We start from the raw sequence: 26,041 nt of genomic DNA, 5'->3' as shown, positions 1-26,041 counted from the left end.
CCGGCATGGGCGCTGCAACGCTGTCTGTCAAAATTTGAAAATCGTCTTGACGACTTTCAGCTTCTTCCTAATAATGAGTGCTTACTCACTCATAATCAAGCCTTATAACAAAAACCTCCAGGAAGGGGGATTTCGCCAGGTCAGGATATGAACCGTGTCACTTTCAGCGTGGTCGCCATCATGTTATTAGCGTCAGCAACAACTTTGCCGTTTGTGTTAAATGCCGGATTTGGTCAGGCGCCGCAGGGCGCGCAGCTCAGCCTGGTGGAGCAGTCGCCGCACTATCACGACGGTCAGTTTCACAATCAGCTTCCGACGCCTGGCTTTACCGGGCAAAAAAATATGCTGGCCGCGTGGTGGGAGTTTCTGGTCGCCAAACGTGAAAATGCCAGACCGGCCCAGCCGCTGCCGCTGGTGAATACCGATCTGGCGGGCTTGCCGTCAGGGCAGGACGTGATGGTCTGGCTCGGTCACTCCTCCTGGTATCTGCAGCTGGCGGGCAAACGCATCCTGATCGATCCCGTATTTAGCAACTATGCCGCACCGTTTTCGTTTATTAATAAGGCCTTTGCCGGGGATTACCCGTGGCACGCTGAGGGCATGCCGGATATCGACCTGCTGATTATCTCGCACGATCATTACGACCACCTCGATTACGCCACCATCAAAGCTCTGATGCCGAAGGTCAAGCGCGTGGTGACGCCGCTGGGCGTGGGGTCGCACCTGCGCTACTGGGGAATGGAGAGCGCGATCATCAGCGAGGCGGACTGGAATCAGTCGCTGCAGGTGAGCGATGAGCTGACGGTACACGTCCTGCCCGCGCGCCACTTTTCCGGCCGCGGCCTCAAGCGCAACCAGACCCTGTGGGCCAGCTTTATGTTCGTTACCCCGCAGCAGAAAATTTACTACAGCGGCGACAGCGGCTACGGCCCGCACTTTAAAGCCATCGGCGAACAGTTTGGCGAAGTGGATTTGGCGATCATGGAAAACGGTCAGTATGACCAGGACTGGAAGTACATCCACATGATGCCGGAAGAGACGGCGCAAGCCGCTGACGATGTTCATGCACGCGCGGTGCTGCCGGGTCACGCCGGGCGCTTCGTGCTGGCAAAACACACATGGGACGATCCGTACAAAAGGCTGGCGGAGGCCAGCACAGGGCGACCGTGGCGACTGCTGACGCCAATGTTGGGTGAGCCGGTTTGGGTCGCCGATAAAACGCAATCATTTAACGCCTGGTGGCGCTAACGATGAGAGTGGTTCAGGAGGAGAGAGGACATATGACTATTTCCGCTCAGGTCATTGATACTATCGTCGAGTGGATTGATGATAATTTGCATCAGCCGCTACGTATTGACGATATTGCGCGCCACGCCGGTTATTCGAAGTGGCATTTGCAACGACTGTTTTTACAGTATAAAGGGGAGAGTCTTGGGCGCTATATCCGCGAGCGTAAGCTGCTGCTGGCGGCCCGCGATCTGCGCGATACCGATCAGCGGGTCTACGATATTTGCCTGAAATACGGTTTTGACTCGCAGCAAACCTTTACCCGCATCTTCACCCGCACGTTTAATCAGCCGCCGGGTGCCTACCGTAAAGAAAATCACAGCCGCGCGCACTGAAAAGCGTCCGCCGGGGGAAGACCGGCGGACGCTTTTTTACCAGGCTCACGTCGTCAGGCCGAGAGAGACAGAATTCAGCAACCGCTGCTGGCATTTCGATATGACGCGTTTAAAGAGCGCAGATAACGCCCTTACAGTCTGAAATATGAGGGGTTAACGGTACGAATAATCGCCCGGTTCTTCAGGACGGCGTGGAACAATGTCGTACTTAAGCTGGTTATCTTATTGAAGAAATTGTTGTCTATTGATGACAACTCACTTATCTTTTATTTCTAATGTTAATTATCATTCTTTAATATTAATTAATCATTTATATTAATGATTAAATTTCATTTGCATCACTGAGTGAAAGTCGTGATATTTTCATTTTCAACGTACTGGCAAATAATGTTTAACTATTTATAGGTGTGCAATATTATGACTGATTATAATTCCCAGACATCGTATATTAAGTCTTATGATGTCACTACCTTTGCTTCCCCCAGCAATACTTCGCCTTATGAAGATATTGGAAAAATAATGTCTGAGATCCAGGATGACATTATATTACAGCAACAGACAAATCAGGATGATAAAGGTTTGCGTCCTGGCGCAACTATTTTTATTCCAGCAGGGCGTTATCGGTTACAAACCACTTTTGTTATCACCATTAACTACCTGGTAATACAAGGGGCGGGCCATGGATGGATGAGCCAGGCAAGTCGGGATGCTCCGGATACAGATAGCAGTGGATGGCTTGAAACAGCCCCTGGAGCCAGCTTTATTGAGCTGGATACCAGTTCAACTCTGACGGCAATCAAAATTGAACGAGATGATTTTGCTACCACTGGGCGAATATCAGGCGTTGAGCTGCGTGATTTTTGTATCGGTCTGGTGGTTGCCACGAATCCCTACAATACAAGCGGTACAAAAGGGATCGATATCGCGAGCGATAGCGATTCATTACGGATTGAAGGCATGGGGTTCAGCCTTCTTGAGGAGGCTATGGTGGTCAGAAATGCTGACTCTATTTCAATCACTAATAATTTTATCGGTGAATGTGCTAATTGTATTACAATGACATCCAGCTCCATTGTTGCGAAAATAACCAATAACTTCTTTGGCAACTCTCCTGGCGGCTATTCAATTTCTATTGAAAATGGAGACCGTCATCAGATTACCGGCAACACGTTTTTCTGGAACCCTCAAATAGTACTCCTGAATACTCATCACACCAATATTTCGGCTAATAAGTTTCAAGGGAGCTGGCCGGGAACGATTGTAATGCTGAGTCCATGTGATGAAAACCTAGTATCTTCAAACATGTTCATTCGTGTTGATACAGAAACGGCCAGTGCAGATGTCGGAGGTACTATCTATGATGACCTGATGGGAATCGTTCACATTAGTGGTAATAATAACAGCATCACTTCAAATATGTTTAGTATAACTTTTTCGGATGTCTCGAACATTAGGCCCGCGGGAGCCGATCCCGTAGCGATACTCGTTACTGATGATAGTGACAATACGCTTCTCTCTTCTAACCACCTTGCCTACAGCGATAATATCAGTGTTAAGATTGTCCTTGATTCTTCCTCGCGCAATTCGAGAGTTTTTCAAACTGCATTGTATGAGGAGTTTCTACCGTCTGCTGGCGCCACTTACATCTTCCTGGGTTCCGATGGTAAGGACATGAATGGAAACGTTATTATCCCGGCACAAACAGCATAACAGTTAGCCCTTAAGAAGACATTCTTTTGAATAACACATCATCGCAAAAGTCAGGTCCTCAGGGGCCTGACGCAATTAGCCTTATCTCCCAATAAAATCTAAGCATTTTCATTGTGGTTTTCTAGTTAACTATATGTTTTATTTGTCTATTTATACGGTTTTTTTTCTGACCTCAATGCCTTTTTTATGGATTGTACACGTGTACATTTTGTGTTATCGATCACATCTCTTTAATTTACTGCCTTAACGTCGGTCAAACGAGATTTTAATCACATTTATGCCTGAGTTTAGTCACTAACATTCAAACCAACGCAAATGTACACGTGTACATTTAAATTAAACTGACAATCGGAGGGTATCATGGCTCAACAATACGGTGGTTTTTTACAAAGTCTGGCAACGGTTCGGGATGCAAAAACGGGGCGTCTTTCAAGCTGGGATCAAAGCGGTAAGAATCAGGATTATTGGCTAATTGGTCCCGGGGAAAGCGTAACGCTAGCAGATATTCAAGGGGCTGGCTGTATCACCCATATCTGGATGACGCAATTTTGTCGCCGCGTGCTGGGGGCGAGTGTTATTGATCCCAAAATGGGCCAATGGATTGCGCCAGTCAATGAAATTCACAATGCGTTGGGCGTGTGTTGGGAAGTGGCCGATCCCCATTATTACCGCAAAGTGCTAATTAAAATGTACTGGGACAATGCTGAAGAACCGAGTGTGGTTGTGCCCCTGGGGGACTTTTTCTGTATTGGTCACTCCATGCCCGGTAATATTAATACCCTCCCGATTAATATTTCTACCAAGCCTGAAGAACGCTATAAGTTTGGCGGCAGCGCGGCACTGAACTGTTTCTTTCCAATGCCGTTTAACACGCGCGCCGTCATCGAAATTGAAAATCAGAATGATATTCCCTATGGGCAGTATTTTTACATCGATTATGAAATGTATGCTGAAGAACACAAGGATGATATCGCGTATTTTCATGCTAACTGGAAGCGCGCTAACCCATGCAATGGCTGGGGACCCGAGCTGCAAACCAATAGCCCGGAAGTCAATATCTCAACTTTGAGCGCTGAAGGGAACTATGAAGTGCTTAATGTTGAAGGCGAGGGGCATTATGTCGGCTGTAATTTATCGGTCGCTCATTTCCAGGGAAGCTGGTGGGGGGAGGGTGACGACATGATATTTGTCGATGATGATACATGGCCGCCGAGTATACACGGTACCGGCACGGAAGATTACTTTAATCACGCCTGGGGGATGCAGGATAACGCGGGTTTATATAATGGAACAGCATTACACGAAAGCATCGTTCCCGGCTTCCAGACAAGCTATAAATTTCATATTACCGATCCTGTACATTTCAAGAAACGCATTCGCGTAACAATTGAGCATGGTCACGCCAACCATCTTTGTGATGACTGGGCCTCTACGGCTTACTGGTATCAAAAAAAGCCAGGCGCTGTCACTATCCAGCCTTTAGATGAACGTATTCCTACGACCCCTGGCGATATTGAACGTCGGGGTATCGGTAAATCAACGTGCGAATTGACCGCAGAGCAGCAAATGCAGAAGGACACGGCTAAACGGCGCTTCGAAGAGTTTATGAAAACCCGACAAATTGAAATCGAAGCCAAATTAAAAGCCACCCGAGAAAAAGAAGCCGGCAATAAGAAGCACGCGCAATTTATCGCACGCAAGGTGAAGTAATTTATTAATTCGTCTCGGCCAGTGGCTGAACTGGCCGAGCTTACCTACAGGTCATCAATATGAAAAGTTTCTCAATACCCTCTGCTGAAGGCATCACGATTGAATTTTGGCTGCGCCAAAAGAAAAATAATGAGCCGCTACCTCTATTAGTTATTAAAAGCGATAATCAACTGCTATATAAAATCCAGAAAGGGGCTGGTTTTTTTAATTATTATCATTATACCCACCATCAAAAGGGGGAGTTAACCTTAAGCTATGATGAAGACAGGGCAGAGATATCCCTTTTTTATTACTATGATAAAACTAACGTCTATCATCAAGGCGTTATTTACCTTATTGATAATGGCACCGGTCTGCAATGCTACCCAAAATCAAAACTGAAAGAGTGGTATACGCAAGAAACATTCAGACCTCAACTGCATTTCTCACCTTTTCAGGCCTGGATGAATGATCCAAATGGTTTGTGTAAGATAGATGACACTTATCATATGTTCTACCAGTTCAATCCAAACAGTACCGAGTGGGGCCCGATGCACTGGGGGCATGCCATCAGTAACGATTTGATTTCCTGGACGCATTTGCCGGTATTTAACCATCCCGAACATCCCCTGGCTTCTCTGGGGGCGACCGGTGGGGCTTTCTCCGGTACGACCTTTATCAATAACGAAGGCGAGGCGGAAATTTTCTATACGGAACGTCTCCCGGCCTACGATCTCTATAAGGATTATATTGAAGTACAGAAGAAGGCCGCGATTGATCGCTATGGTATTAAAGCAACGCATATCCAGACTATTCTGGAGAAAAAAATAGAATTAGTTGGCTGTGATATTCGCGATCCTAAAGTTTGGTTTGATAGCGAAACGCAGTGCTATCGAATGATCCTCGGCTCCGTTTATGACGGGAACCCGTCCGTGCTTCAATTTGTCTCACGGGACAGTGAGGAATGGGCGTTTGAAAATGTCCTGTATACGGCGCCGGGATATTTTGCTGAAAATAAAGGCCGTTGCGTTGAATGTCCGGATTTTTTCCAGCTGGGCGCTAAATGGGTACTGACTATCGGTATTGTCGGTTACCAGGAGCCAGAGACAAAGCGTCACAATCTTCTGTACGCCATTATTGGCACATTTGACAACGGCGTTTTCACTGCGGAAAGCGAGATGCAAGTGCTGGACTTCGCGACGGAGTATTATGCATTACAAACGTTCAAGGACGGCCAGCGCCAGGTTGGTATTGCATGGCTATTTAATTGGGCAATGAAAAAGCCAATTAAATCATCATATAACGGTGAAATGTCTATTCCAAAAGAAATCTTCATTAACGCCAACAATAAAGTCGCTATGCGCCCCGTTAACGAGCTTGAAAAATACGTTGACGAATATTGTGACGTCAAATTGAAAGCCGGTGAGGACCATCGTATCAACAAGGGAAAATCATTAAGGATCCGCTTAGAGCAGGGTTTACAGCCGAACGAAGACCTCATATTGGCCGGAGATAAGGGGGAATGGCTGGCGATTTCATACCGCGATGGCTATGTGAGCATAGAAGAAACCGTCGTGAGTGAAGCGCAATACCGGGCTCGCGCAGCAGAGATAAAAAATCTCGAGATTATTTTTGATGCGGGAATTGTCGAGCTGTTTATCAATGATGGTGAAATCTGCGCAACGAAACGCAGTTATAAACTATCACACTGTAAGCAATTAAAAGTGAATACTCTTCGCGAAAAAAACATACGAATCGAAACCTTACATACAAGCTGGTAAAGCCTGGAGGATTGAAAAATGAATACCACAAGCCAAGAACGGATGTCCGTGCGTGAGCACGTGGCATACGGCTCCGGAGATATGGCCTTAAGTGTTTCAATTATTTCCGCCTCTCTCCTTATTTATACTTTTATGATCAGCGTGGTAGGGCTAACGCCGATTGATGCGGGATGGGTACTCCTCGCCGTGCGTTTGATCGATGCCATTACCGATCCTGTGATGGGGTGGTTGTCAGGTAAGGTGAAAACTCGCTGGGGCCGCTATCGTCATTGGATCGCTATCTGTTCAATTCCCTTTGGTATTTCCCTCTTTATGTTGTTCACCGTGGTTGGTGAAAGTTACAGTGCCAGGCTGGGGTGGACAACAGGGGCATATATTTTAAATAGCATTATGTTTACCATGATTGCGATCCCCTATATTTCTCTTGTCGGGGTAATGACCAACGACCCTGCTGAACGCCTGAAGGCGAATACGTTTCGTTTCCCGATGGCGAAAGCCGCCACTATTATTGTGACCACCTTTGTACCATACTATGTGACTTCTAAAGGCGTTGCCGAGGCTGGAAATGCCTATGCCCTGGCCTTTTTGGTCTTAGGGATTGCCAGCATCATTGTTCTTATGTTTTGTGCTTTTTATGTTAAAGAGCGAGTTGAAATTAATAGTCCCAACAATGTTTCAACGAAGAAGCAAATTCTATCATTAATGAAAAATGACCAATGGTTGATTCTCTGTATTACTATGGTCCTGCTACTGATTGCTTTCGCCACGCGTGGTAACATTGCCTTCATTTATGGCACTGAATTTGCAAAAGCCGCAGGTGGATGGGAAATCGGTATCTTCATGGGGATGTGGTCTGCCGGCGGTATCGCTGGTGCGTTGATATCTAAATGGTTAACGGATCGCTATAATAAGCTGGCCGTATTCCGCTGGTCTCTTTATTTGTCCGCGTTAATGGCCGTTGCCATGTATTTTATCGTCGGTATCGGTGATTTATATTTGGCAATCCTCTTCTATTTCCTGTGTTGCGCCGTCTCGGAGATTAACTCGCCTATTTTATGGGCCTCTATCGCTGAGGTGGGTTTTTATGGGGAAATTAAAACCGGGGTGAATACCTCAGGCTTATCGATTGGCTTTATCTCGTTTAGCCAAAAGCTGGGAATGAGTATTTCTGGCCCTATTACGGGCTATACCCTGACCTGGATTGGATATGAAGCGGGAGCTAAATTATCTATGGAAACATTGCTGGGGCTATCGATGGCGGTAACATTTATTCCTGCCATTTTCTTTTTGATAGCCAGTTTTGTATTTAAACGCTATTTTATTGATAATGAATATTTCAGGGAGATGATCGTTAGCAATAAATTACCCACTGATAAGCTATCTAGTGAAAAAGATCGGATAGTAGATTGTTAATGACTTTTTGCTTAAGCATTCAGGTACTAGATTTTGCCGTATCTGGTACCCCGATAACAATTGTTCCGATATCTCCGTAGTGGAAAACGAACATCTTAAAGAGTATAGTAATATTAGGATCGCGGTACTCTTCAAGGCTCACCGATTGCTGCTGAGCGGTGGCAAGCAGATAAGGACCCCGTTGATGATTGGAAAAATATCGGAGAGAAAGGTGCGGGTTGGTATTTTTGAGAATAGTTGTGACCCATGTCTGATTTATTTAACGACACACGTTATTGATTGAGAGGGTAGATGGAAATGGTCACAATCAAAGATATAGCGTTGGCATTGGGTATTTCACACGTCACCGTATCAAGAGCGCTTAATAACCCTGAAAAAGTTCAAGCCAAAACCAGAGAGAAGATTTTGGCCAAGGCCAAAGAGCTGCACTATGTCCCCAATGCGGCGGCAAGGGACATGAAAAAATCCCGGCTACCGGTTATTGGCGTTATCTCATTAAATATGGGAAGAAGTAGCTATGGTAGTGAAATGCTGGGTTCGATCAGTGAAAAAGCTAAGGAAACCAACTATCAGTTAATTTTTATCCATGTTGAAGATTCCTCTCCCACCGAACTGGACCTTAATTTTCTTAGAGAGAAACGAATATCAGGTCTTATTTACCTTTCGCTTGATCCTTGTGAAATTGAGTATCAGTCAATATTTGATGAGGTCAAGACTGTGTTTGTTAACTGTCATTGTGCGCGCGGTAATTATTCTAGCGTGCAGGCTGATAACGAGCAAGGATTGTATAATATTGCTAATCTGGTCTTTCATCGCCCATGGTTTACCCGCAGCCTTTTTATTAATTTTGATGAAAGTTATCACGCCGCGGTTAAGCGCAAGCAGGGATATATAAAGGCGCTTAATGATAATCACATTGCGTTTTCTGCTGATGATTATTTTGTTGTTCCGGTTAGCTATGATTATGATTTCACAGTATTAGATAATGATATTCTTGGCGCTATTCAGCGTGGCGTTAATGTCATCTTTTGCGGTCGTGACGAAATTGCGCTGGAAGTATACTTTTCTTTGCAACGGCTGGGGTTTTCTATTCCCCAGGACGTTTCGGTGATCGGTTTTGATAACCAGAGTATTATTTCGCAGAGAGTCTATCCTAAGCTTACTACGGTAGAGTTACCTTACCGAAATATGGTATTAAAAGGTTATGATTTAATCGTTTCGGAAGATTCACACTCCATCTGTAATGTAGCGATTAGTTGTGATCCGATCATTCGGGGTTCGTTAAAGTAGGTGGCGGGTATGAGTACAAATAAAGCGGCTTGCGCAGGCGCTTCAGCTATTTATACCCTAAAAACTTGAAAGTATGACGGGTATATTTCGATCAAAGCAGAGACCGGCTACGTGGACTCTGCTTGCAGAGCCCATCCTGAATCTCTCTTTGTAGGCACTGACCTGGTGACTCAGGGAAGCCTGAAGCACGTGCACCTCATAGTCAGGGGTCTGTGAAAACCGCAGGCTTCTTCGGCCAGCGGCTCTTACCCTTAACTGCGCTGCGGCTATTGCGAAAACGCGTGAAGCGATAATTTACCGGCCCCGATGACGCCGCCTGGTGAGAAGGCCAGGTCAACGGCATGCGCGACCTGACCGGCTTAGCGCTCAAGGGAAAACCAGCGACGCCAGACCCAGCGCAGGAGCAGATACTCGATGGCGCCCAGCGCTAAAAACCACAGGCAAAAGATCAGGGTATAAAGCTGGTTGAGATCCATCAGATGGAAGGTCGCCACCAGCTTCTGCGCCAGCGTCAGGCCCAGCGAGGGCGCCGGCAGCAGCAGGCAGGAGAGTAAAGCCAGCAGGAGAATGCCGGCGGCGCTCATGAGCGTTTCTAGCGGATGTTTCATTATTTGTTAATCATCAGTTAAAAACATATTGTCCGGTAAAAAGAGAATCAATGCAATATGGTTTCGTACGTTATTAAAATACGCATTAAGTATTATATTTAAACATCCGCTTTCTTTTTATGTTAATTATTTTAGTAATATTTGTGATTAAGTTAATTACATTGCAATGTAAATTAACGTCATTATTAAGCCAGCGCTTTTACAAAAGTATAGGTGCTATATCCCACCAGTGTAGCGATAATAATGGCCAGCAGGATGTACAGCACCAGACGGCGTCCGCGATAGATTCCAAACATAGTAGACCTCGTTTAGTTTTGGTTTATTAATATTCTGCAATAGTTGTTTTATAGAATTAACTTACCATAAATTTTGTATTGGCGAGAGAGTAAATATTGCGCAAGCTCAAATTATCTCCCGCCTGTTTGAAATTTTTCTCATTGGCCCGGAATGATTCCAGGCTTTCCGCCTCACGGAATTTTAAGGGAGATATATTTTGACCAAAACGATCAAAACTAATAATACCACCCCCTCAGGGGATGTCGCGCCACGCCGCGCATATCAGCAGACGGTTGATGCGGTGCTGGCGCAGAAAAAAAGCCACGTCGACGGCCTCAGTTCCGCCGAGGCCGCCGAGCGTTTGAAGACCTTCGGCCCCAACGCCTTGCCGGAGAAAAAAGGCAAGCCGGCCTGGCTGCGCTTCCTTGCCCACTTTAACGACGTCCTGATTTTTGTCCTGCTGGCCGCCGCCGCGCTCACCGCGGTCATGGGCCACTGGGTCGATACGCTCGTCATCCTTGGCGTTACGGTGATCAACGCCCTGATCGGCCATATCCAGGAGAGCAACGCCGAAAAATCGCTGCAGGGCATCCGCAATATGCTCTCCAGCGACGCGCGCGTGCAGCGCAGCGGCAAGCATGAAACCATCCCGACCCGCGACCTGGTGCCGGGCGATATCGTGATTCTGCGCGCGGGTGACCGCGTGCCTGCCGATATGCGTCTGATTGAGAGCCATAATCTGCGGGTCGAAGAGGCGATTCTCACCGGCGAGTCGACGGTAGTGGATAAAACCACCGACGCGCTGGAAGGCGAACTGCCGCTGGGCGACCGTACCAATATGCTCTTCTCCGGCACCACCATCAGCGCCGGCGGCGGCGTTGGCGTGGTGACCGCAACCGGTCAGGAGACCGAGCTCGGCCACATCAACCAGATGATGGCAGGCATCGAGAAGCACCGCACGCCGCTGCTGGTGCAGATGGATAAGCTCGGTAAGGCGATTTTCGTTATCATCCTGGCGATGATGGCCGCGCTGTTCGTCTTCAGCCTCGCGCTGCGCGACATTCCTCTCGGCGAGCTGCTGCTCTCCCTGATTAGCCTGGCGGTGGCCGCCGTGCCGGAAGGCTTACCGGCGATTATCTCGATTATTCTCTCTCTGGGCGTACAGGCGATGGCGCGTCAGCGGGCGATTATCCGCAAGCTGCCAACGGTGGAAACCCTGGGCGCCATGACCGTGGTGTGCTCGGATAAAACCGGCACCCTGACGATGAACGAGATGACCGTCAAAGCGATCATCACCGCCGACTGCTGCTACCGCGTCGAAGGCGACAGCTACGAGCCTCAGGGTAACATCTGCCTGGAAGGCAGCAACGAGCCGGTGCAGATTAAACCGGGCAGCGTGCTGGAAACCTATCTGCGCACCATCGACCTGTGTAACGACAGCCAGATGATTCAGGACGAGCGCGGCCTGTGGGGCATTACCGGCGGGCCGACCGAAGGCGCGCTGAAGGTGCTGGCGGCGAAAGCGCAGCTTGCGCCAGTCGATGCCCGCCTGGTCGCGAAAATCCCGTTCGACTCGCAGTACAAGTACATGGCGACCCACCAGAAAATGGGCGACGTCGAGCAGGTGCTGATTACCGGCGCGCCGGACGTGATTTTTGCCCTGTGCCGCCATCAGTTGAGCAAGCAGGGGGCGGTGCCGTTCGAGCCGCAGTACTGGGAAGAGGAGATGGCGCGTTTTGCCCGCCAGGGCCTGCGTATGGTCGCCGCCGCCTACAAACCGGCCACCGTTGGCAGCACCACGCTGACCCACGACGATCTGCGCGAAGGACTGGTCTTCCTCGGCATTGCCGGAATGATGGACCCGCCGCGTCCGGAAGCGATTGACGCTATCCACGCCTGCCAGAACGCGGGGATCCGCGTGAAGATGATTACCGGCGACCACCCGCAGACGGCGATGAGCATTGGCCAGATGCTGGGGATCACCAACAGCAGCCAGGCGATGACCGGCTATCAGCTGGAGCACATGGACGACGCCGAGCTGGCGAAAGCCGCCGTTGAGTACGATATCTTTGCCCGTACCAGCCCGGAGCACAAGCTGCGCCTGGTAAAAGCGCTGCAGGATAACGGTGAAGTGGTTGGCATGACCGGCGACGGCGTCAACGACGCCCCGGCGCTGCGCCAGGCCGACGTCGGGATCGCCATGGGGATTAAAGGCACCGAGGTGACCAAAGAGGCCGCCGACATGGTCCTGACCGACGACAACTTTGCCACCATCGCCAGTTCGGTCAAAGAGGGGCGTCGGGTCTACGACAACCTGAAGAAGACCATTCTGTTCATCATGCCGACCAACCTGGCGCAGGGGCTGCTGATTATCATCGCCCTGCTGGCGGGGAACATCATTCCGCTGACGCCGGTGCTGATTCTGTGGATGAACATGGCCACCTCCGCGACGCTCTCCTTCGGCCTCGCGTTTGAAGCCGCCGAGCGCAACGCCATGAACCGGCCGCCGCGTAAAACCGGCCAGCACGTTATGGACGCCTTCGCCGTCTGGCGCGTCGCTTTCGTCGGCACCATGATCGCCGTCGCCGCCTTTATGCTTGAAGCCTGGCTGGCGCCGCGCGGCCACAGTCCGGAGTTTATCCGCACCGTCCTGCTGCAGATGCTGGTCACCGCACAGTGGGTCTACATGATTAACTGCCGCAGCAGCGACAGCTTCTCGCTGAACATGGGACTGCTGCGCAACAAAGGCATCTGGCTGGTGAGCGGCGTGCTGCTGCTGATGCAGCTGGTCATCATCTACGTACCGGTGATGCAGACGATGTTTGGCACCGAAGGGCTGCCGCTGCGCTACTGGTTCATCACGCTGGTCATCGGTATCGCGATGTTCCTGGTGGTGGAGGTTGAGAAGCGCCTGACCCGTCGTTTCCGCAAAGCCGCATAGCGTGTCTGACCCGCCCGGCGTCCCTTCTCCTGAGGGGGGAGGGACGCCGCATCGTCGTAAGGAATTCCCCATGAACAAGATTATCCGCTCCGCCCTGCTGGCCTGCGGTCTGGCAGGCTACGCGCTCACCGCCGCCGCCGCGCCGGCCGTTCCGGTGCGCGTCGCTACCGTGGAACAAGTACCGCATGCCGGTGAACGGCAAATCTCCGGCCGCGTCGAGGCCATTCACTCCGTCGATATTCGCGCCCGCACCGAAGGAAAGATTGTGCAGCGCCACTTCCAGGATGGGCAGTACGTCAACCAGGGCGATCCGCTGTTTACGCTGGATGACGCCCAGCCGAAAGCCGCACTGGCGCTGGCCCAGGCTGAACTGAAAAGCGCGCAGGCTTCGCTACGCCAGGCCCGGCAGCAGCTGAGCCGCTACCAGCAGCTGAAAAATAACCACGCAATCAGCCGCAACGACGTAGACACCGCGCAGATGCAGCGCGATGTCGCCGCCGCCGCCGTCGAGCAGGCCCGGGCGCGCATTGCCGCCCAGCAGATTACGCTCGGCTATACCCGCATTACCTCGCCGGTCACCGGGCGCGTCGGCCATAGTCCTTTTCACGTCGGCGGGCTGGTGAATCCCGCCAGCGGCGTGCTGGTCGATGTGGTCCAGCTTGATCCCATTCGCGTGGCGTTCTCGCTGGATGAAACCGCCTTTTTCGCGAAAGCGGGGCAGCACACCGATATCGCCGCGCTAAAGCAGGCGTGGCTGGCGCAGGTGGATGTCGATGGACGGCGTGAAGACGGCGCCCTGACCTCCGTCGATAACCGTATTGATAGCCGCACCGCCAGCGTGGCGCTGCGCGCTGAGTTTGCCAACCCGCAGCACCGTCTGCTGCCGGGCGGCAACGTCACGGTTTTCTTCCGGCCGCAGCAGCTTAAGGAGAGCCCGATGATCCCGGCCTCTGCGCTACAGCAGGATGCGCTGGGCTTTTACTGCTGGGTACTGACGGCGGACAACACCGTGACGATGCGCCGTTTAGCGCCCGCCGGTCAGCATGGCCAGAGCTTCGTGGTGGCCGATGGTCTGAAAGCGGGGGAGCGCGTAGTGACGGAAGGCGCCCAGCGCCTGCGTGACGGCGCGGCCGTTCAGCTGCTGAGTGAATAAGGGAGAGGTGATGCTCACATTTTTTATCCGTCGCCCGCGCTTTGCGATGGTGATTGCCCTGCTGATGACCTTTGTCGGCGCGGTCTCGCTGAAGCTGATCCCGGTCGAGCAGTATCCGCAGATTACGCCGCCGGTCATCAACGTTAGCGCCAGCTGGCCGGGCGCCAGCGCGGCGGACGTGGCGGAAGCCATTGCCGCGCCGCTGGAGACCCAGCTCAACGGCGTCGATCATATGCTCTATATGGAGTCCACCAGTTCCGATGAGGGGACCTACAGCCTGAGCCTGACTTTTGCCGCCGGGACCGATGCCGATTTAGCCGCGATCGACGTGCAGAACCGCGTGTCGCAGGCGGTGGCGCAGCTGCCTGCCGACGTGCAGCAGAACGGCGTGCAGGTGCGTAAGCGGGCGACGAACCTGCTGATGGGCGTGAGTCTCTATTCGCCGCTCGGCACGCTATCGCCGCTGTTTGTCAGCAACTACGCCAGCACTCAGGTGCGCGAGGCGCTGGCGCGTCTACCCGGCGTCGGGGAAGTGCAGATGTTCGGCGCGCGCGACTACAGCATGCGCATCTGGCTGCGCCCCGACCGCATGAACGCGCTGAATATCACAACCGACGATATTGCCCAGGCGCTGCGCGAGCAGAACGTGCAGGGTGCGGCGGGGCAGGTGGGGACGCCGCCGGTATTTAACGGCCAGCAGCAGACGCTGACCATCAACGGTATCGGGCGACTCAGCGACGCCGCCGGCTTCGGGCAAATTGTGGTTCGCAGCGGCGAACGCGGCCAGCTGGTGCACCTGTCTGACGTGGCGACCATTGAGCTGGGCGCGCGCAGCTATAGCTCCGGCGCGCAGCTTAACGGCAAAGATTCCGCCTATCTCGGTATCTATCCGACGCCCACCGCCAACGCCCTGCAGGTCGCCACCGCGGTGCGCGCTGAGCTGACCCGGCTGCACGCGCGTTTCCCGGCGGATCTCACCTGGGAAGTGAAGTTTGATACCACCCGCTTTGTGGCGGCGACGATCAAAGAGATCGGCGTGTCGCTGGCGCTGACCCTTATGGCGGTGGTGGTGGTGGTTTCGCTGTTCCTCCAGAGCTGGCGGGCGACGCTGATTGTCGCGCTGGCGATCCCGGTGTCGCTTATTGGCACCTTTGCCGTGCTTTATGCGCTGGGCTACAGCGCCAATACCCTGAGCCTGTTCGCGATTATTCTCGCCCTGACGATGGTGGTGGATGACGCCATCGTGGTGGTGGAGAGCGTGGAAACGAAAATGGCGGAGGGGCTGGATCGCGGCGCCGCGACCGCCGAGGCGCTGCGGCAAATCGCCGGGCCGGTGATCGCCACAACTCTGGTGCTGCTGGCGGTGTTTGTGCCGGTAGCGATGCTGCCGGGGATCGTCGGCGAGCTGTATCGCCAGTTTGCGGTGACCTTATCGACGGCGGTGACGCTGTCGAGCGTGGTGGCGCTGACCCTGACGCCCGCGCTGTGCGCGCTGCTGCTGCGTCCGCGGCCGCAGCAGCCAGCCGCTATCTGGCGCGGTTTTAACCGCGGTCTGGATACGGTGCGCGATGGCTACGGGCGTCTGGTCGGGAGGATGAATCGTCACCCCTGGCTGGCGCTGGCGGCGACGATGGCGGCGGCCGGGGTGGTGGTGTTTAGCTTTATCACCATGCCAAAGGGTTTTCTGCCGCAGGAAGATCAGGGCTACTTCTTTGCCAGCGTGCAGCTGCCTGAAGCCGCCTCGCTGGAGCGTACCGAAGCGGTGATGGCCCAGGCGCGCGAGCTGCTGTTGTTGAATCCGGCGGTTGAGGATGTGATTCAGGTCTCCGGTTTTAATATTCTCAACGGTACCAGCGCTTCAAACGGCGGATTTATCTCGGTGATGCTGAAGGACTGGCACCAGCGGCTGCCGCTGGAGGCGGTGATGGAAAAGGTGCAGGGCCAGCTGATGGGGCTACCGGAGGCGACGATCATGACTTTTGCGCCGCCGACGCTGCCGGGGCTGGGCAACGCCTCCGGGTTTAATTTACGCATTCTGGCCCAGGCCGGACAATCGCCGGCGGAGCTGGAGCAGGTGACGCATCAGGTGCTGCGGACGGCTAATCAGTACCCGCAGCTGAGCCGGGTATTTACCACCTGGAGCAGCAACGTGCCGCAGCTGACGCTCACCGTCGATCGCGACCAGGCGGCCCGGCTGAACGTACCGGTGGCGAGGATTTTCAGCAGCCTGCAAACCGCGTTTGGCGGCACCCGCGCCGGCGATTTCAGCATCAACAATCGTGTCTACCACGTGGTGATGCAAAACGAGATGCAGTGGCGCGAGCGGGCAGAGCAGATAAGCGAGCTGTACGTGCGCAGCGACAGCGGCGAGCGGGTTCGCCTGAGTAATCTGGTGACGATTACGCCGACGGTGGGCGCGCCGTTTATTCAGCAGTATAACCAGTTCCCGTCGGTATCGGTGAGCGGGTCGGCGGCCGAAGGCGTCAGCAGCCGGACGGCAATGGCGGTGATGGAGCAGATTTTACAAGCGAACCTGCCGCACGGTTATGATTACGCCTGGAGCGGCATCTCCTGGCAGGAGCAGCAGACCGGTAACCAGGCGGTGTGGATTGTGCTGGCGGCGGTAGCGATGGCGTGGCTGTTCCTCGTCGCCCAGTATGAGAGCTGGACGCTGCCGGCGAGCGTGATGCTGTCGGTGCTGTTCGCCATCGGCGGGTCGCTGCTGTGGCTCTGGTGGGCCGGTTACGCCAACGATGTGTACGTGCAGATAGGCCTGGTGCTGCTGATCGCGCTGGCGGCGAAAAACGCGATTTTGATCGTCGAGTTTGCCCGGGCGAAGCGCGAAGAGGGGATGTCGATCGTCGATGCCGCCCGCGAAGGGGCGACCCGCCGCTTCCGCGCGGTAATGATGACGGCGGTCTCTTTTATCATCGGGATTGTGCCGATGATGCTCGCCACCGGCGCCGGGGCGCAGAGCCGGCGGATTATCGGTACCACGGTGTTCAGCGGCATGCTGGTGGCGACGGTAATCGGCATTTTGTTTATTCCTTCGCTATACGTGCTGTTCCAGCGGCTGCGCGAGTGGGCCCACCGCCGGATGTAGGTGGCCCGGACCTGTCCGGGCTACAGTACTGCATATTGCCGATAACCCGTAGCCCGGGTAAGGCGTTTACGCCGCAACCCGGGGAATATGCCGCGACGTGGTATTGCTGTGGCTTCTTCCCGGCTTGCGCTGCGCTTAGCCGGGCTACCGGGCCGCAGATTGCCGGTAATCCGTAGCCAGGACAGGCGCGGCAGCGCCGCCTCCGGGAGATTTTCATGCCGCTGCGGATATGTTTCTGAAACAACGTGTCATGCAGCAATGCCCTGGCCCCCGCTGAAATCGGCGAACCGGAGGACCGAAGACAAGGGCTGGCCGCCAGGGATGGCGGACAGAGGCGAATCGAGACAGTGATGTCGAGTTGAGCCGACCGCAGGCTGAGGTCCGGGAGGTGAGCGCAGTGCGCAGCACCGATTTCTTTGCGGGACCGCGGGGATTGTAAAGGGGGAGACGGTTTTCTCCCCTTTTACCCGTTCACGTGCCTCGATGAGACATTTTCTGCGACTTGATGGTGAACGGAATCCCTCAACACCGTCCCGGAGGCGGCGCTGCCACGCCTGTCCGGGTACCCAATCTCCCTCCCTCAGGCACCGGGCCCGGAAATCCCGGGTCGCGGCGTAAACGCCTTACCCGGGCTACTCCCCGCAGACGATGTTATGAAAACTATCTGCTCTCCACCGCGATCATGGTGACGAACGGATGGTACTGCCACGGCACGCTGCCGCCTTTCCGGTACATCTTCGAAATGGTACCGTCGAGATAGAGCATCTGGCGCACGTTGAGCCTGGACTGCGCGTAGCAGGCAAAATCATAGAAATTGGTTTCGCGCGCGCTGAGCATAAAGACCACTTTGCCATCGCCGGTGATGCCCACGCCGTTACGCAGCTTGCGCGAGCTGGCGGACGGCTTCAGCCGCCAGTTGATCTTGCCGTTTTCAATCAGCATCGGCCCGGACTGCACGGCGTAGCGGATGGCCGGCGACGGCCTGAATTTATCAATGCTGACAATCCCCGCGTTTTGCCCGCGCAGATAAAACACCCCGCCGGGACGAATAAAAAAGTTGCCGCCGCCGGAAGCGCGGTTAAGCGGGGTCAGCTGCCTGCCTTTCTCGATATACAGCCCCAGCGGCGCGTAGGCTTTATCATAAATTCCGCCGTTCATCGCCATCTGCACCTGTCCGTTGTGGTCGATATCCGCCAGCAGGGCGCGCAGCGATCCCCAGGCTTTGCCGTCCTCTTTTTGCCAGTACATCACGATGCGTTCGCGCTGCGGATCAACGGTATAGCTTTGCAGCGTCAGCGACGGGTCGGTCAGCGAGCACTTCCCGCTGGCGAAAGCGGGCAGGGATAACAGCAGCAGCGGCAGAAGAGAGAAAAAGCGCACGACAGGTTCCAGACAGACGACGAAAGCGTGCAGTATAGCGTTTTATCGCCGCTACGCCGTCCAGATTTCGCAGTGCTTTTGTACCAGCCCGATCAATGAACCGCCGTTGGCGACAAACTCGCGCATCTGCTGCGGCTCGCTGCGATCCTGCTTCGCCTGGCGCACAATCGCCTCCAGCGCGCTGCCGGCATTCAGCTTGTGGGCGCTGGGGGCCAGCCTATCCGCCAGCTGTAAAATTTCTTCGCGCAATGTTCGTTGTTCGCCGCCGTTAACATCGGTATTGATCCCATCGAGCCCGTAGCGGCAGGCCTGATAGCGGTTGAAGGGGTAGAGCAGATAATCCTCGGGCTGATGCTTAAACGGCCGCTCCGTCAGCAGCCAGCAGGCGATGATCTGAATAAACCCGGCGATATTCACCGCCTGAGCAATCGTCAGCGGCGTATCCATCACCCGGACTTCGACGGTACCAAAGCGCGGGCTGGGGCGGATATCCCAGTGCAGATCCTTCATGCTGTCGATCATGCTGGTATAGCTAAGACGGCGAAACAGACCGGTAAAAGCCTGCCAGTTATTCACCCACGGCATCGGGCCGTTATCGGGATAGGCGGCAAAAAGGTTAAGCCGCGAACAGGCAAAGCCGCTATCGGTCCCGTCGAGCCAGGGCGATGCCGCATTCAGCGCGATAAAATGCGGTACGAAGCGCGACAGGCCGTGCAGAAGATAGATGGCATCATCGCCGTTTTGACACCCCACGTGCACGTGCTGGCCGAAGATCGTCGCCTGCTTCGCCAGGTAACCAAAGTGCTCGACGGTTTTCAGGTAGCGCGGGTTATCGCTGATCTGCTGGCGCTGCCAGCTTTGAAACGGATGCGTTCCGCCGCCGCAGATTTGCACATGATGGCGGGAAGCGGCGCGCAGCACCGCCTGCTGCATCGCACTCAGCTGCGCGGTGGCCTGGTGGATATCGCGGCAGATGCCAGTGGCGATCTCCAGCATGCTTTCGGTAATGTCATGCTTGGCCTCGCCCGCTTTCAGCGTGCCCTGAACCTCGTCAATCAGCGCGGAAGAGTCCTGGCTCAGATCGAAACCCGGCGGGTTGACGACCTGAAGCTCCAGCTCGATACCGAGGGTAAACGGCTCGGAGCGGTGAAAATCAGGTAACGGCATGGCGACTCCCTCTTTCTCTTTATCAGAAAGTATAGAAGACAACGCCTCAAACTGATGAACTGCCGGACATCATGAATTTAATTTATAGAAAATAACGCCACGTGATTATCCCTTTAAAAAGAAAGTAAGGCTGGTGCAATCCTGCAACAGAATTCCCGCCGGTGGTGCAAAAAGATAAGGTTATTCTATTTTTTAAATAAAATCATATAGATGATATAAGTCATTCTTATTTTATAAGCCATTTCACGCTTATTCCCCGCGCGTTCAGAACTGGTATGTATCTTGCCTGTTAAATAGCGACTTTTATTTAACAGGGACAATGTGATGCTGAAGAAAAAAATATTTTCGCGTAAATGCCATCTCGCCGTTGCTGTTAGCGGAGCATTGGCGCTGATCGCCTCTTTGCCGGCCAATGCCTCAACCCTGCGGATCGCCATGACCGCCGCCGATATCCCTTTGACCCTCGGACAGCCCGATCAGGGCTTTGAGGGCAATCGCTTCACCGGCATTCCGCTCTACGACGCCCTCGTTGAATGGGATCTCTCACAGGGAGAAAAGCCCAGCGGCCTGGTGCCGGGGCTGGCGACCGAGTGGCACGTTGACCCGCAAAATCAAAGCCGCTGGATTTTCACCCTGCGCCCGGGCGTTAAGTTTCACGATGGTTCAACGGTCAACGCCGATGCCATCGTCTGGAACGTGGATAAGGTGCTGAATAAAGCCGCGCCGCAGTATGCCCCGGGCCAGATAGGCAACACCCTCTCACGCATGCCGACCCTGACCGGCGCGGAAAAGATTGACGACCACACCGTGGCGCTGACCACCTCCGAACCGGACGCGCTGCTGCCGTACAACCTTACCAACCTGTTTATCGTTTCACCGACGGCGTGGCAGAAGCTGTATGACGCAGTGCCGGCAAACGCCGGCGATGCCGCCGCGCGTAGTAAGCAGGCGTGGACCGAGTTCGCCGCCCACGCGGTGGGCAGCGGTCCGTTCAAAATGGAAAAACTGGTTCCTCGCCAGCAGCTGATCCTCGATAAGAACCCCGACTACTGGAACAAAGATCGCATTCCGCGAGTGGACAAAGTGGTGCTGATCCCGCTGCCGGAAGCTAACGCCCGCACGGCGGCGCTGCTCTCGAAGCAGGTGGACTGGATCGAAGCCCCGGCCCCGGACGCGGTCGATCAGATAAAAGCCCAGGGCTTTATAATCTACGCCAACACCCAGCCGCACCTGTGGCCGTGGCAGTTCTCCTTCGAAGAGGGCTCGCCGTGGAAAGATATTCGCGTGCGCAAAGCCGCCAACCTGTGCCTGAACCGCGCGGAGCTCAAAAGCTATCTCGGCGGCTATATGACCGAAGCGACCGGCGTCTACGAGGCCGGCAGCCCGTGGCACGGTAAACCCACCTTCCAGATCAAATATGACCCGGATACCGCCCGTAAGCTGATGACCGAAGCCGGGTATAGCGCCGGGAAACCGCTGCACGTCACGGTCGCCACCTCGGCCTCCGGCTCCGGGCAGATGCAGCCGCTGCCGATGAACGAGTACATCCAGCAGAGCCTGAAAAGCTGCTTCTTTAACGTTGACATTAAGGTCAACGAATGGAACACCCTGTTTACCAACTGGCGTCTCGGGGCGAAAGATCCGTCGGCGAAAGGGATCGATGCGATCAACGTCAGCGCCGCGGTTAACGATCCCTATTTCGGCATGATCCGCTTCTCCACCGCGAAGGCCTTCCCGCCGGTGGCGACCAACTGGGGCTACTTCTCGACCCCGGAAACCGAAAAGCTGGCGGCGGCGGTGAAACATGCGTTTACCCCGGCTGAAATGGATAAAGCCGCGGGTGAACTGCACGCCGCGCTGGTCGATCAGGTGCCGTTCCTGTTCGTCGCCCACGATGTCGGGCCAAGGGCGATATCGCCAGCCGTCACCGGTGTGGTACAGCCGCAAAGCTGGTTTATCGACCTCAGCCTGGTGAGCAAAAAAGAGTAATCGACACGGGAGCAAGAGATGATCAATACGCTGCTATATCGCATCCTGCTGGCCGTCCCCACCATGCTCGGGGTGGCGGTGATCTGTTTTATGCTGGTGCAGATAGCGCCGGGCGACCCGCTGGTATCGGTGATGCCGCCGGACGCTTCGGAATCGCTGCGTCAGACCTTAATGCAGGCCTACGGCTTTGATAAACCGCTGCCGCTGCAGTTTGTGCACTGGCTATGGCGGGCGCTGCACGGCGATCTGGGCATGTCGGTCGCCACCGGGCGCCCGGTCATCGATGAAGTGATGACGGCGGTCACCTACTCTCTGCGTCTGGCGCTGCTGGCGACGGCGATCGGGTTTGCGCTGGGCAGCCTGTTCGGTTTTGTCGCCGGCTACTTTCGTAACAGCATTATTGACCGTCTGGCCTCGGTGCTATCCGTGTTTGGCGTCAGCGTACCGCACTACTGGCTGGGGATGCTGCTGGTCATCGTTTTTAGCGTCAAATTCGCGCTGCTGCCGGCGACCGGCGGCGGGCCAATCGGCGAGGTGGGCTGGCAGTGGAACTGGGAACACCTGCAGTTTATGCTGCTGCCGGCCTTCACGCTGTCGGTGATCCCGACCGGCATTATCGCCCGCACCGTTCGCTCGCAGGTGGCGGACATTCTCAGCCAGGAGTTTATCGTTGGCCTGCGCGCCCGGGGGCTCAACGAGTCGCGGATCTTTCTGCACGTGGTGAAAAACGCCGCCCCGACCGCGCTGGCGGTGATGGGGCTGCAGGTCGGCTATCTGATGGGCGGCTCGATTCTGGTGGAAACCGTCTTCTCCTGGCCCGGCACCGGTCTGCTGCTGAACACCGCTATCTTCCAGCGCGATCTGCCGCTATTGCAGGGCACCATCTGGGTACTGGCGCTGTTCTTTGTCCTGCTCAATCTGCTGGTGGATATTCTGCAAACCAGTCTCGATCCGCGAATTAAGAGGAGCTGACGATGGTGGATACCGTGACGACCAAAGGCATTACCGTCTCTGCCGCGACGGTTGCCAGACAAGGCTACTGGCGCGGCGTGTTTCGCCGCCTGCTGCGCGACCCGGGCGGCGTATTCGTCGGCGCGATCATTCTCATCCTGCTGGCGCTGGCGCTGTTCGGTCCTTGGCTAATCGTGAAAGATCCGTATCAAACATCGATGTTTTTACGCCTCAAACCGATTGGCGCCGACGGCTTTCCGCTGGGCTCCGATGAGCTCGGGCGCGATATGCTATCAAGGCTGATTCTCGGCACCCGGCTGTCGCTGTTTATGGGGATTGTCCCGGTGGTGTTCGCCTTTTTCATCGGCGGGGCGATCGGCATTATCGCCGGCTATGCGGGCGGTAAAACCAACACCCTGATTATGCGCACCGTGGACGTGTTTTACGCCTTTCCCTCGGTGCTGCTGGCGATCGCGCTCTCTGGCGCGCTGGGGGCGGGCATCGGTAACGCGCTGCTCTCGCTGACCCTGGTGTTCGTGCCGCAGGTGGCGCGTATCGCCGAAAGCGTCACCGCGCAGGTGCGGCATATGGACTATATCGACGCCGCCCGGGCCACCGGGGCCAGCGCGTTCACCATTATTCGCGTCCAGGTGCTGGGCAACGTGCTGGGGCCGATTTTCGTCTTCTCCACCGGCCTGATTTCGGTGTGCATGATCCTCGCCTCCGGGCTCTCTTTTCTCGGTCTCGGGGTTCGCCCGCCGGAGCCGGAATGGGGGCTGATGCTGAACACCCTGCGTACGGCGATTTATACCCAGCCGTGGGTAGCGGCGCTGCCCGGCCTGATGATTTTTATCACCTCCATTTCGTTCAATATCCTCGCGGACCGCCTGCGTGCGGCAATGGCGATTAAGGAGTAAGCGATGCAACCCTTTATCAATATCGACCTCGGCGGACCGGCGCAGCCGCTGCTGAAGGTCAACAATCTGCTGAAACATTTTCCCGCCGGCGGCGGCAAAGCGCGCGAAGTGGTGCAGGCGGTGGACGACGTCAGTTTTTCGGTGATCAAAGGCGAAACCCTCGGCGTGGTGGGGGAGTCGGGCTGCGGTAAATCCACCACCGCGCGGCTGCTGATGCAGCTGCTTAAGCAGGACAGCGGGGAGCTGATCTTCGATGGTCTGGAGGTGGGTTCATCGCGCCTGCCGATGAAAGCGTATCGCCGCCAGGTGCAGATGGTTTTCCAGGATAGCTACGCCTCGCTCAATCCGCGCATGACTATGGAAGAGAGCATTGCGTTCGGCCAGCGGGTACACGGCGTCAGCGCCAAAGAGGCCAGCGAGTACGCCCGCTATCTGCTGGCGCACGTCGGCCTTGAGCCGGAACGTTTTGCCCATCGTTATCCGCACGCGCTTTCCGGCGGCCAGCGCCAGCGGGTGAATATTGCCCGCGCGCTGGCGATGAAGCCCCGGCTGGTGATCCTCGACGAGGCCGTCTCGGCGCTGGATAAGTCGGTGGAAGCTCAGGTGCTGCAGCTGCTGCAGGAGCTGAAGCGGACGCTGGCGCTGACCTATGTGTTTATCAGCCACGATCTGCACGTGGTGCGCTGGCTGTCGGACCGCATTCTGGTGATGTATCTCGGCGAGGTGGTGGAGATTGGCCCGGCGGAGCAGCTGTTTACCGCCTCGGCCCACCCCTATACCCGGGCGCTGTTAAGCTCGATGCCGTCAATGGACCCGCACAATCGCACCTTAACCTCGCCGCTGAGCGGCGATCCGCCCAGCCCGATTTCTCCGCCCTCCGGCTGCCGCTTTCATACCCGCTGCCCGCACGCCAGAGCAGTGTGCGCCGAGGTGAAACCGACGCTCGAAAGCGTCGGCGAGGGGCACCAGAGCGCCTGCCTGATGGCGCAGCCCGCGTCGCCCTGGCATCAAAATATCGCCATTCAGGAGGTCAGCCATGTCGCATGAAGCCTACGTCCATATCCGCGACCTGCGGGTTGAGTTTCGCCGCGACGGTCAGACGGTCAACGCGGTCAACGGCGTCTCCTTTGATGTGCAAAAAGGCGAGGTGATGGCGCTGATCGGCGAGTCTGGCTCCGGGAAAAGCGTCACCCTGCGCGCCCTGATGCGGCTGCACCCGCCGAAAAGCAGCGTGCTTTCCGGTACCCTGAGGGTCGGGGAAGAGGATGTGTTGAACATGAGCGCCGGGCAGCTGCGGCGCTACCGCGGCGCGCGCTGCGCGATGATTTTCCAGGAGCCGCTGCTGGCCTTCGACCCGGTCTATACCGTGGGCCAGCAGATTGTCGAGGGGCTGCGTCGCCATGAAGGCCTGTCGCGGCAGGCGGCGCGGGAAAGGGCGCTGGAGGCGCTGCGTCAGGTGCGCATTCCGAGCCCCGAGCGGCGGCTGGATGCTTACCCGCACGAGATGTCCGGCGGGATGCGCCAGCGGGCGATGATTGCCCTCGCGTTATCCTGCAACCCGCAGCTGCTGCTGGCGGATGAGCCGACCACCGCCCTCGATGCCACGGTGCAAATCCAAATCTTGATTCTGCTGCGTGAGCAGCAAAAGCAGCGCGATCTGTCGATTATATTTGTGACCCACGATATCGGCGCGGCGGTGGAGATCGCCGACCGGGTGGCGGTGATGTACGCCGGGCGCATCGTGGAGGAGGCGTCGATCGAGGAGATTCTGTATCGTCCGCGCCATCCCTATACCCAGGTGCTGCTGGGCAGCCGGCCGAAAGAGGGGTTGAAAAAGGGCGACGCGCTGCACTGTATTCCCGGCTCGCCGCCGGATCTCTCGTGCCTGCCGCCGGGCTGCGCGTTTGCCGAACGCTGTCCACACGCGCGCCCCGCCTGCGCGCAAAGCCAGCCGACGACCGAACCGGCCGGGCCGCGTCACGTGGTAAGTTGCCATCGCTGGCGTGATCTGAGCCCGTCCGTTGAAAACCAGGCGCTTTACGCCTGAGGCC

18 protein-coding genes are annotated in these 26,041 nt (G+C 55.3%); 15 read left to right on the top strand and 3 right to left on the bottom strand.

Features of this window, described 5'->3' with window-relative positions; all coding sequences use genetic code 11:
- The first annotated feature begins 147 nt into the window (after positions 1–147).
- The 7 genes from JLG71_RS20750 (at position 148) to JLG71_RS20720 (ending at position 9,505) form a co-directional block, all read left to right on the top strand.
- Positions 148–1,248: an MBL fold metallo-hydrolase gene (locus tag JLG71_RS20750; RefSeq protein WP_032748584.1), complete on the top strand. Its 1,101-nt coding sequence runs from the start codon at positions 148–150 to the stop codon at positions 1,246–1,248.
- A gap of 32 nt (positions 1,249–1,280) precedes the next feature.
- Complete coding sequence (locus JLG71_RS20745) at positions 1,281–1,622, top strand: RamA family antibiotic efflux transcriptional regulator (RefSeq protein ID WP_004848570.1); 342 nt, start codon at positions 1,281–1,283, stop codon at positions 1,620–1,622.
- 417 nt (positions 1,623–2,039) lie between these two features.
- Positions 2,040–3,332 (top strand): NosD domain-containing protein, encoded by a 1,293-nt coding sequence (locus JLG71_RS20740; protein ID WP_049082069.1) that lies wholly within the window; start codon positions 2,040–2,042, stop codon positions 3,330–3,332.
- Between the two features lie 360 nt (positions 3,333–3,692).
- Positions 3,693–5,042 carry a glycoside hydrolase family 172 protein gene (locus JLG71_RS20735; protein WP_032694572.1) on the top strand — a complete coding sequence of 450 codons (1,350 nt, stop codon included), beginning with the start codon at positions 3,693–3,695 and terminating at the stop codon, positions 5,040–5,042.
- A gap of 59 nt (positions 5,043–5,101) precedes the next feature.
- Positions 5,102–6,802: a glycoside hydrolase family 32 protein gene (locus tag JLG71_RS20730; RefSeq protein ID WP_200913794.1), complete on the top strand. Its 1,701-nt coding sequence runs from the start codon at positions 5,102–5,104 to the stop codon at positions 6,800–6,802.
- 18 nt (positions 6,803–6,820) lie between these two features.
- Entirely contained in the window at positions 6,821–8,215 is a 1,395-nt protein-coding gene (locus JLG71_RS20725) for an MFS transporter (RefSeq protein ID WP_200913793.1), read from the top strand.
- 291 nt (positions 8,216–8,506) lie between these two features.
- The gene (locus tag JLG71_RS20720; RefSeq protein ID WP_025107072.1) at positions 8,507–9,505 is read left to right on the top strand and encodes a LacI family DNA-binding transcriptional regulator; all 999 of its coding nucleotides are present in this window, start codon (positions 8,507–8,509) and stop codon (positions 9,503–9,505) included.
- 359 nt (positions 9,506–9,864) lie between these two features.
- On the opposite strand, the gene JLG71_RS20715 is transcribed toward JLG71_RS20720, so the two are convergent.
- A complete protein-coding gene (locus JLG71_RS20715) occupies positions 9,865–10,113 on the bottom strand; it encodes a DUF1158 domain-containing protein (protein WP_025107071.1) in 249 nt (82 codons plus the stop codon).
- 493 nt (positions 10,114–10,606) lie between these two features.
- On the opposite strand from JLG71_RS20715, the gene JLG71_RS20710 reads away from it, so the two are divergent.
- From JLG71_RS20710 to JLG71_RS20700, 3 genes are all read left to right on the top strand, one after another.
- Positions 10,607–13,330: a cation-transporting P-type ATPase gene (locus tag JLG71_RS20710; RefSeq protein ID WP_200913792.1), complete on the top strand. Its 2,724-nt coding sequence runs from the start codon at positions 10,607–10,609 to the stop codon at positions 13,328–13,330.
- A gap of 70 nt (positions 13,331–13,400) precedes the next feature.
- A complete protein-coding gene (locus JLG71_RS20705) occupies positions 13,401–14,483 on the top strand; it encodes an efflux RND transporter periplasmic adaptor subunit (protein ID WP_032748593.1) in 1,083 nt (360 codons plus the stop codon).
- Between the two features lie 10 nt (positions 14,484–14,493).
- Positions 14,494–17,586 carry an efflux RND transporter permease subunit gene (locus JLG71_RS20700; RefSeq protein ID WP_200913791.1) on the top strand — a complete coding sequence of 1,031 codons (3,093 nt, stop codon included), beginning with the start codon at positions 14,494–14,496 and terminating at the stop codon, positions 17,584–17,586.
- Between the two features lie 660 nt (positions 17,587–18,246).
- Here the strand turns inward: JLG71_RS20700 and JLG71_RS20695 are convergent.
- Both JLG71_RS20695 and JLG71_RS20690 read right to left on the bottom strand, forming a co-directional pair.
- Positions 18,247–18,966 carry a phosphodiester glycosidase family protein gene (locus JLG71_RS20695; protein WP_048263535.1) on the bottom strand — a complete coding sequence of 240 codons (720 nt, stop codon included), beginning with the start codon at positions 18,964–18,966 and terminating at the stop codon, positions 18,247–18,249.
- 51 nt (positions 18,967–19,017) lie between these two features.
- Positions 19,018–20,133 (bottom strand): YbdK family carboxylate-amine ligase, encoded by a 1,116-nt coding sequence (locus JLG71_RS20690; protein ID WP_200913790.1) that lies wholly within the window; start codon positions 20,131–20,133, stop codon positions 19,018–19,020.
- 324 nt (positions 20,134–20,457) lie between these two features.
- Between JLG71_RS20690 and JLG71_RS20685 the strand changes: the two genes are divergently transcribed.
- Genes JLG71_RS20685 through JLG71_RS20665 form a run of 5 tightly spaced genes read left to right on the top strand, consistent with a single transcriptional unit; the run spans position 20,458 to position 26,037 of the window.
- A complete protein-coding gene (locus tag JLG71_RS20685) occupies positions 20,458–22,122 on the top strand; it encodes an ABC transporter substrate-binding protein (RefSeq protein WP_200913789.1) in 1,665 nt (554 codons plus the stop codon).
- 18 nt (positions 22,123–22,140) lie between these two features.
- Positions 22,141–23,094 (top strand): ABC transporter permease, encoded by a 954-nt coding sequence (locus JLG71_RS20680; RefSeq protein WP_004848587.1) that lies wholly within the window; start codon positions 22,141–22,143, stop codon positions 23,092–23,094.
- 2 nt (positions 23,095–23,096) lie between these two features.
- Complete coding sequence (locus JLG71_RS20675; protein ID WP_014228319.1) at positions 23,097–23,990, top strand: ABC transporter permease; 894 nt, start codon at positions 23,097–23,099, stop codon at positions 23,988–23,990.
- A gap of 3 nt (positions 23,991–23,993) precedes the next feature.
- Complete coding sequence (locus JLG71_RS20670) at positions 23,994–25,037, top strand: ABC transporter ATP-binding protein (RefSeq protein ID WP_004848592.1); 1,044 nt, start codon at positions 23,994–23,996, stop codon at positions 25,035–25,037.
- A complete protein-coding gene (locus JLG71_RS20665; protein ID WP_109241132.1) occupies positions 25,027–26,037 on the top strand; it encodes an ABC transporter ATP-binding protein in 1,011 nt (336 codons plus the stop codon). Before JLG71_RS20670 ends, JLG71_RS20665 begins: the two co-directional genes overlap by 11 nt.
- Positions 26,038–26,041 lie beyond the last annotated feature (4 nt).

The organism is Klebsiella michiganensis (assembly GCF_015139575.1).
GTDB lineage: Bacteria > Pseudomonadota > Gammaproteobacteria > Enterobacterales > Enterobacteriaceae > Klebsiella > Klebsiella michiganensis.
The sequence above is the reverse complement of the archived record's forward strand: the minus strand, read 5'-3'. Positions and strand labels throughout refer to the sequence as shown.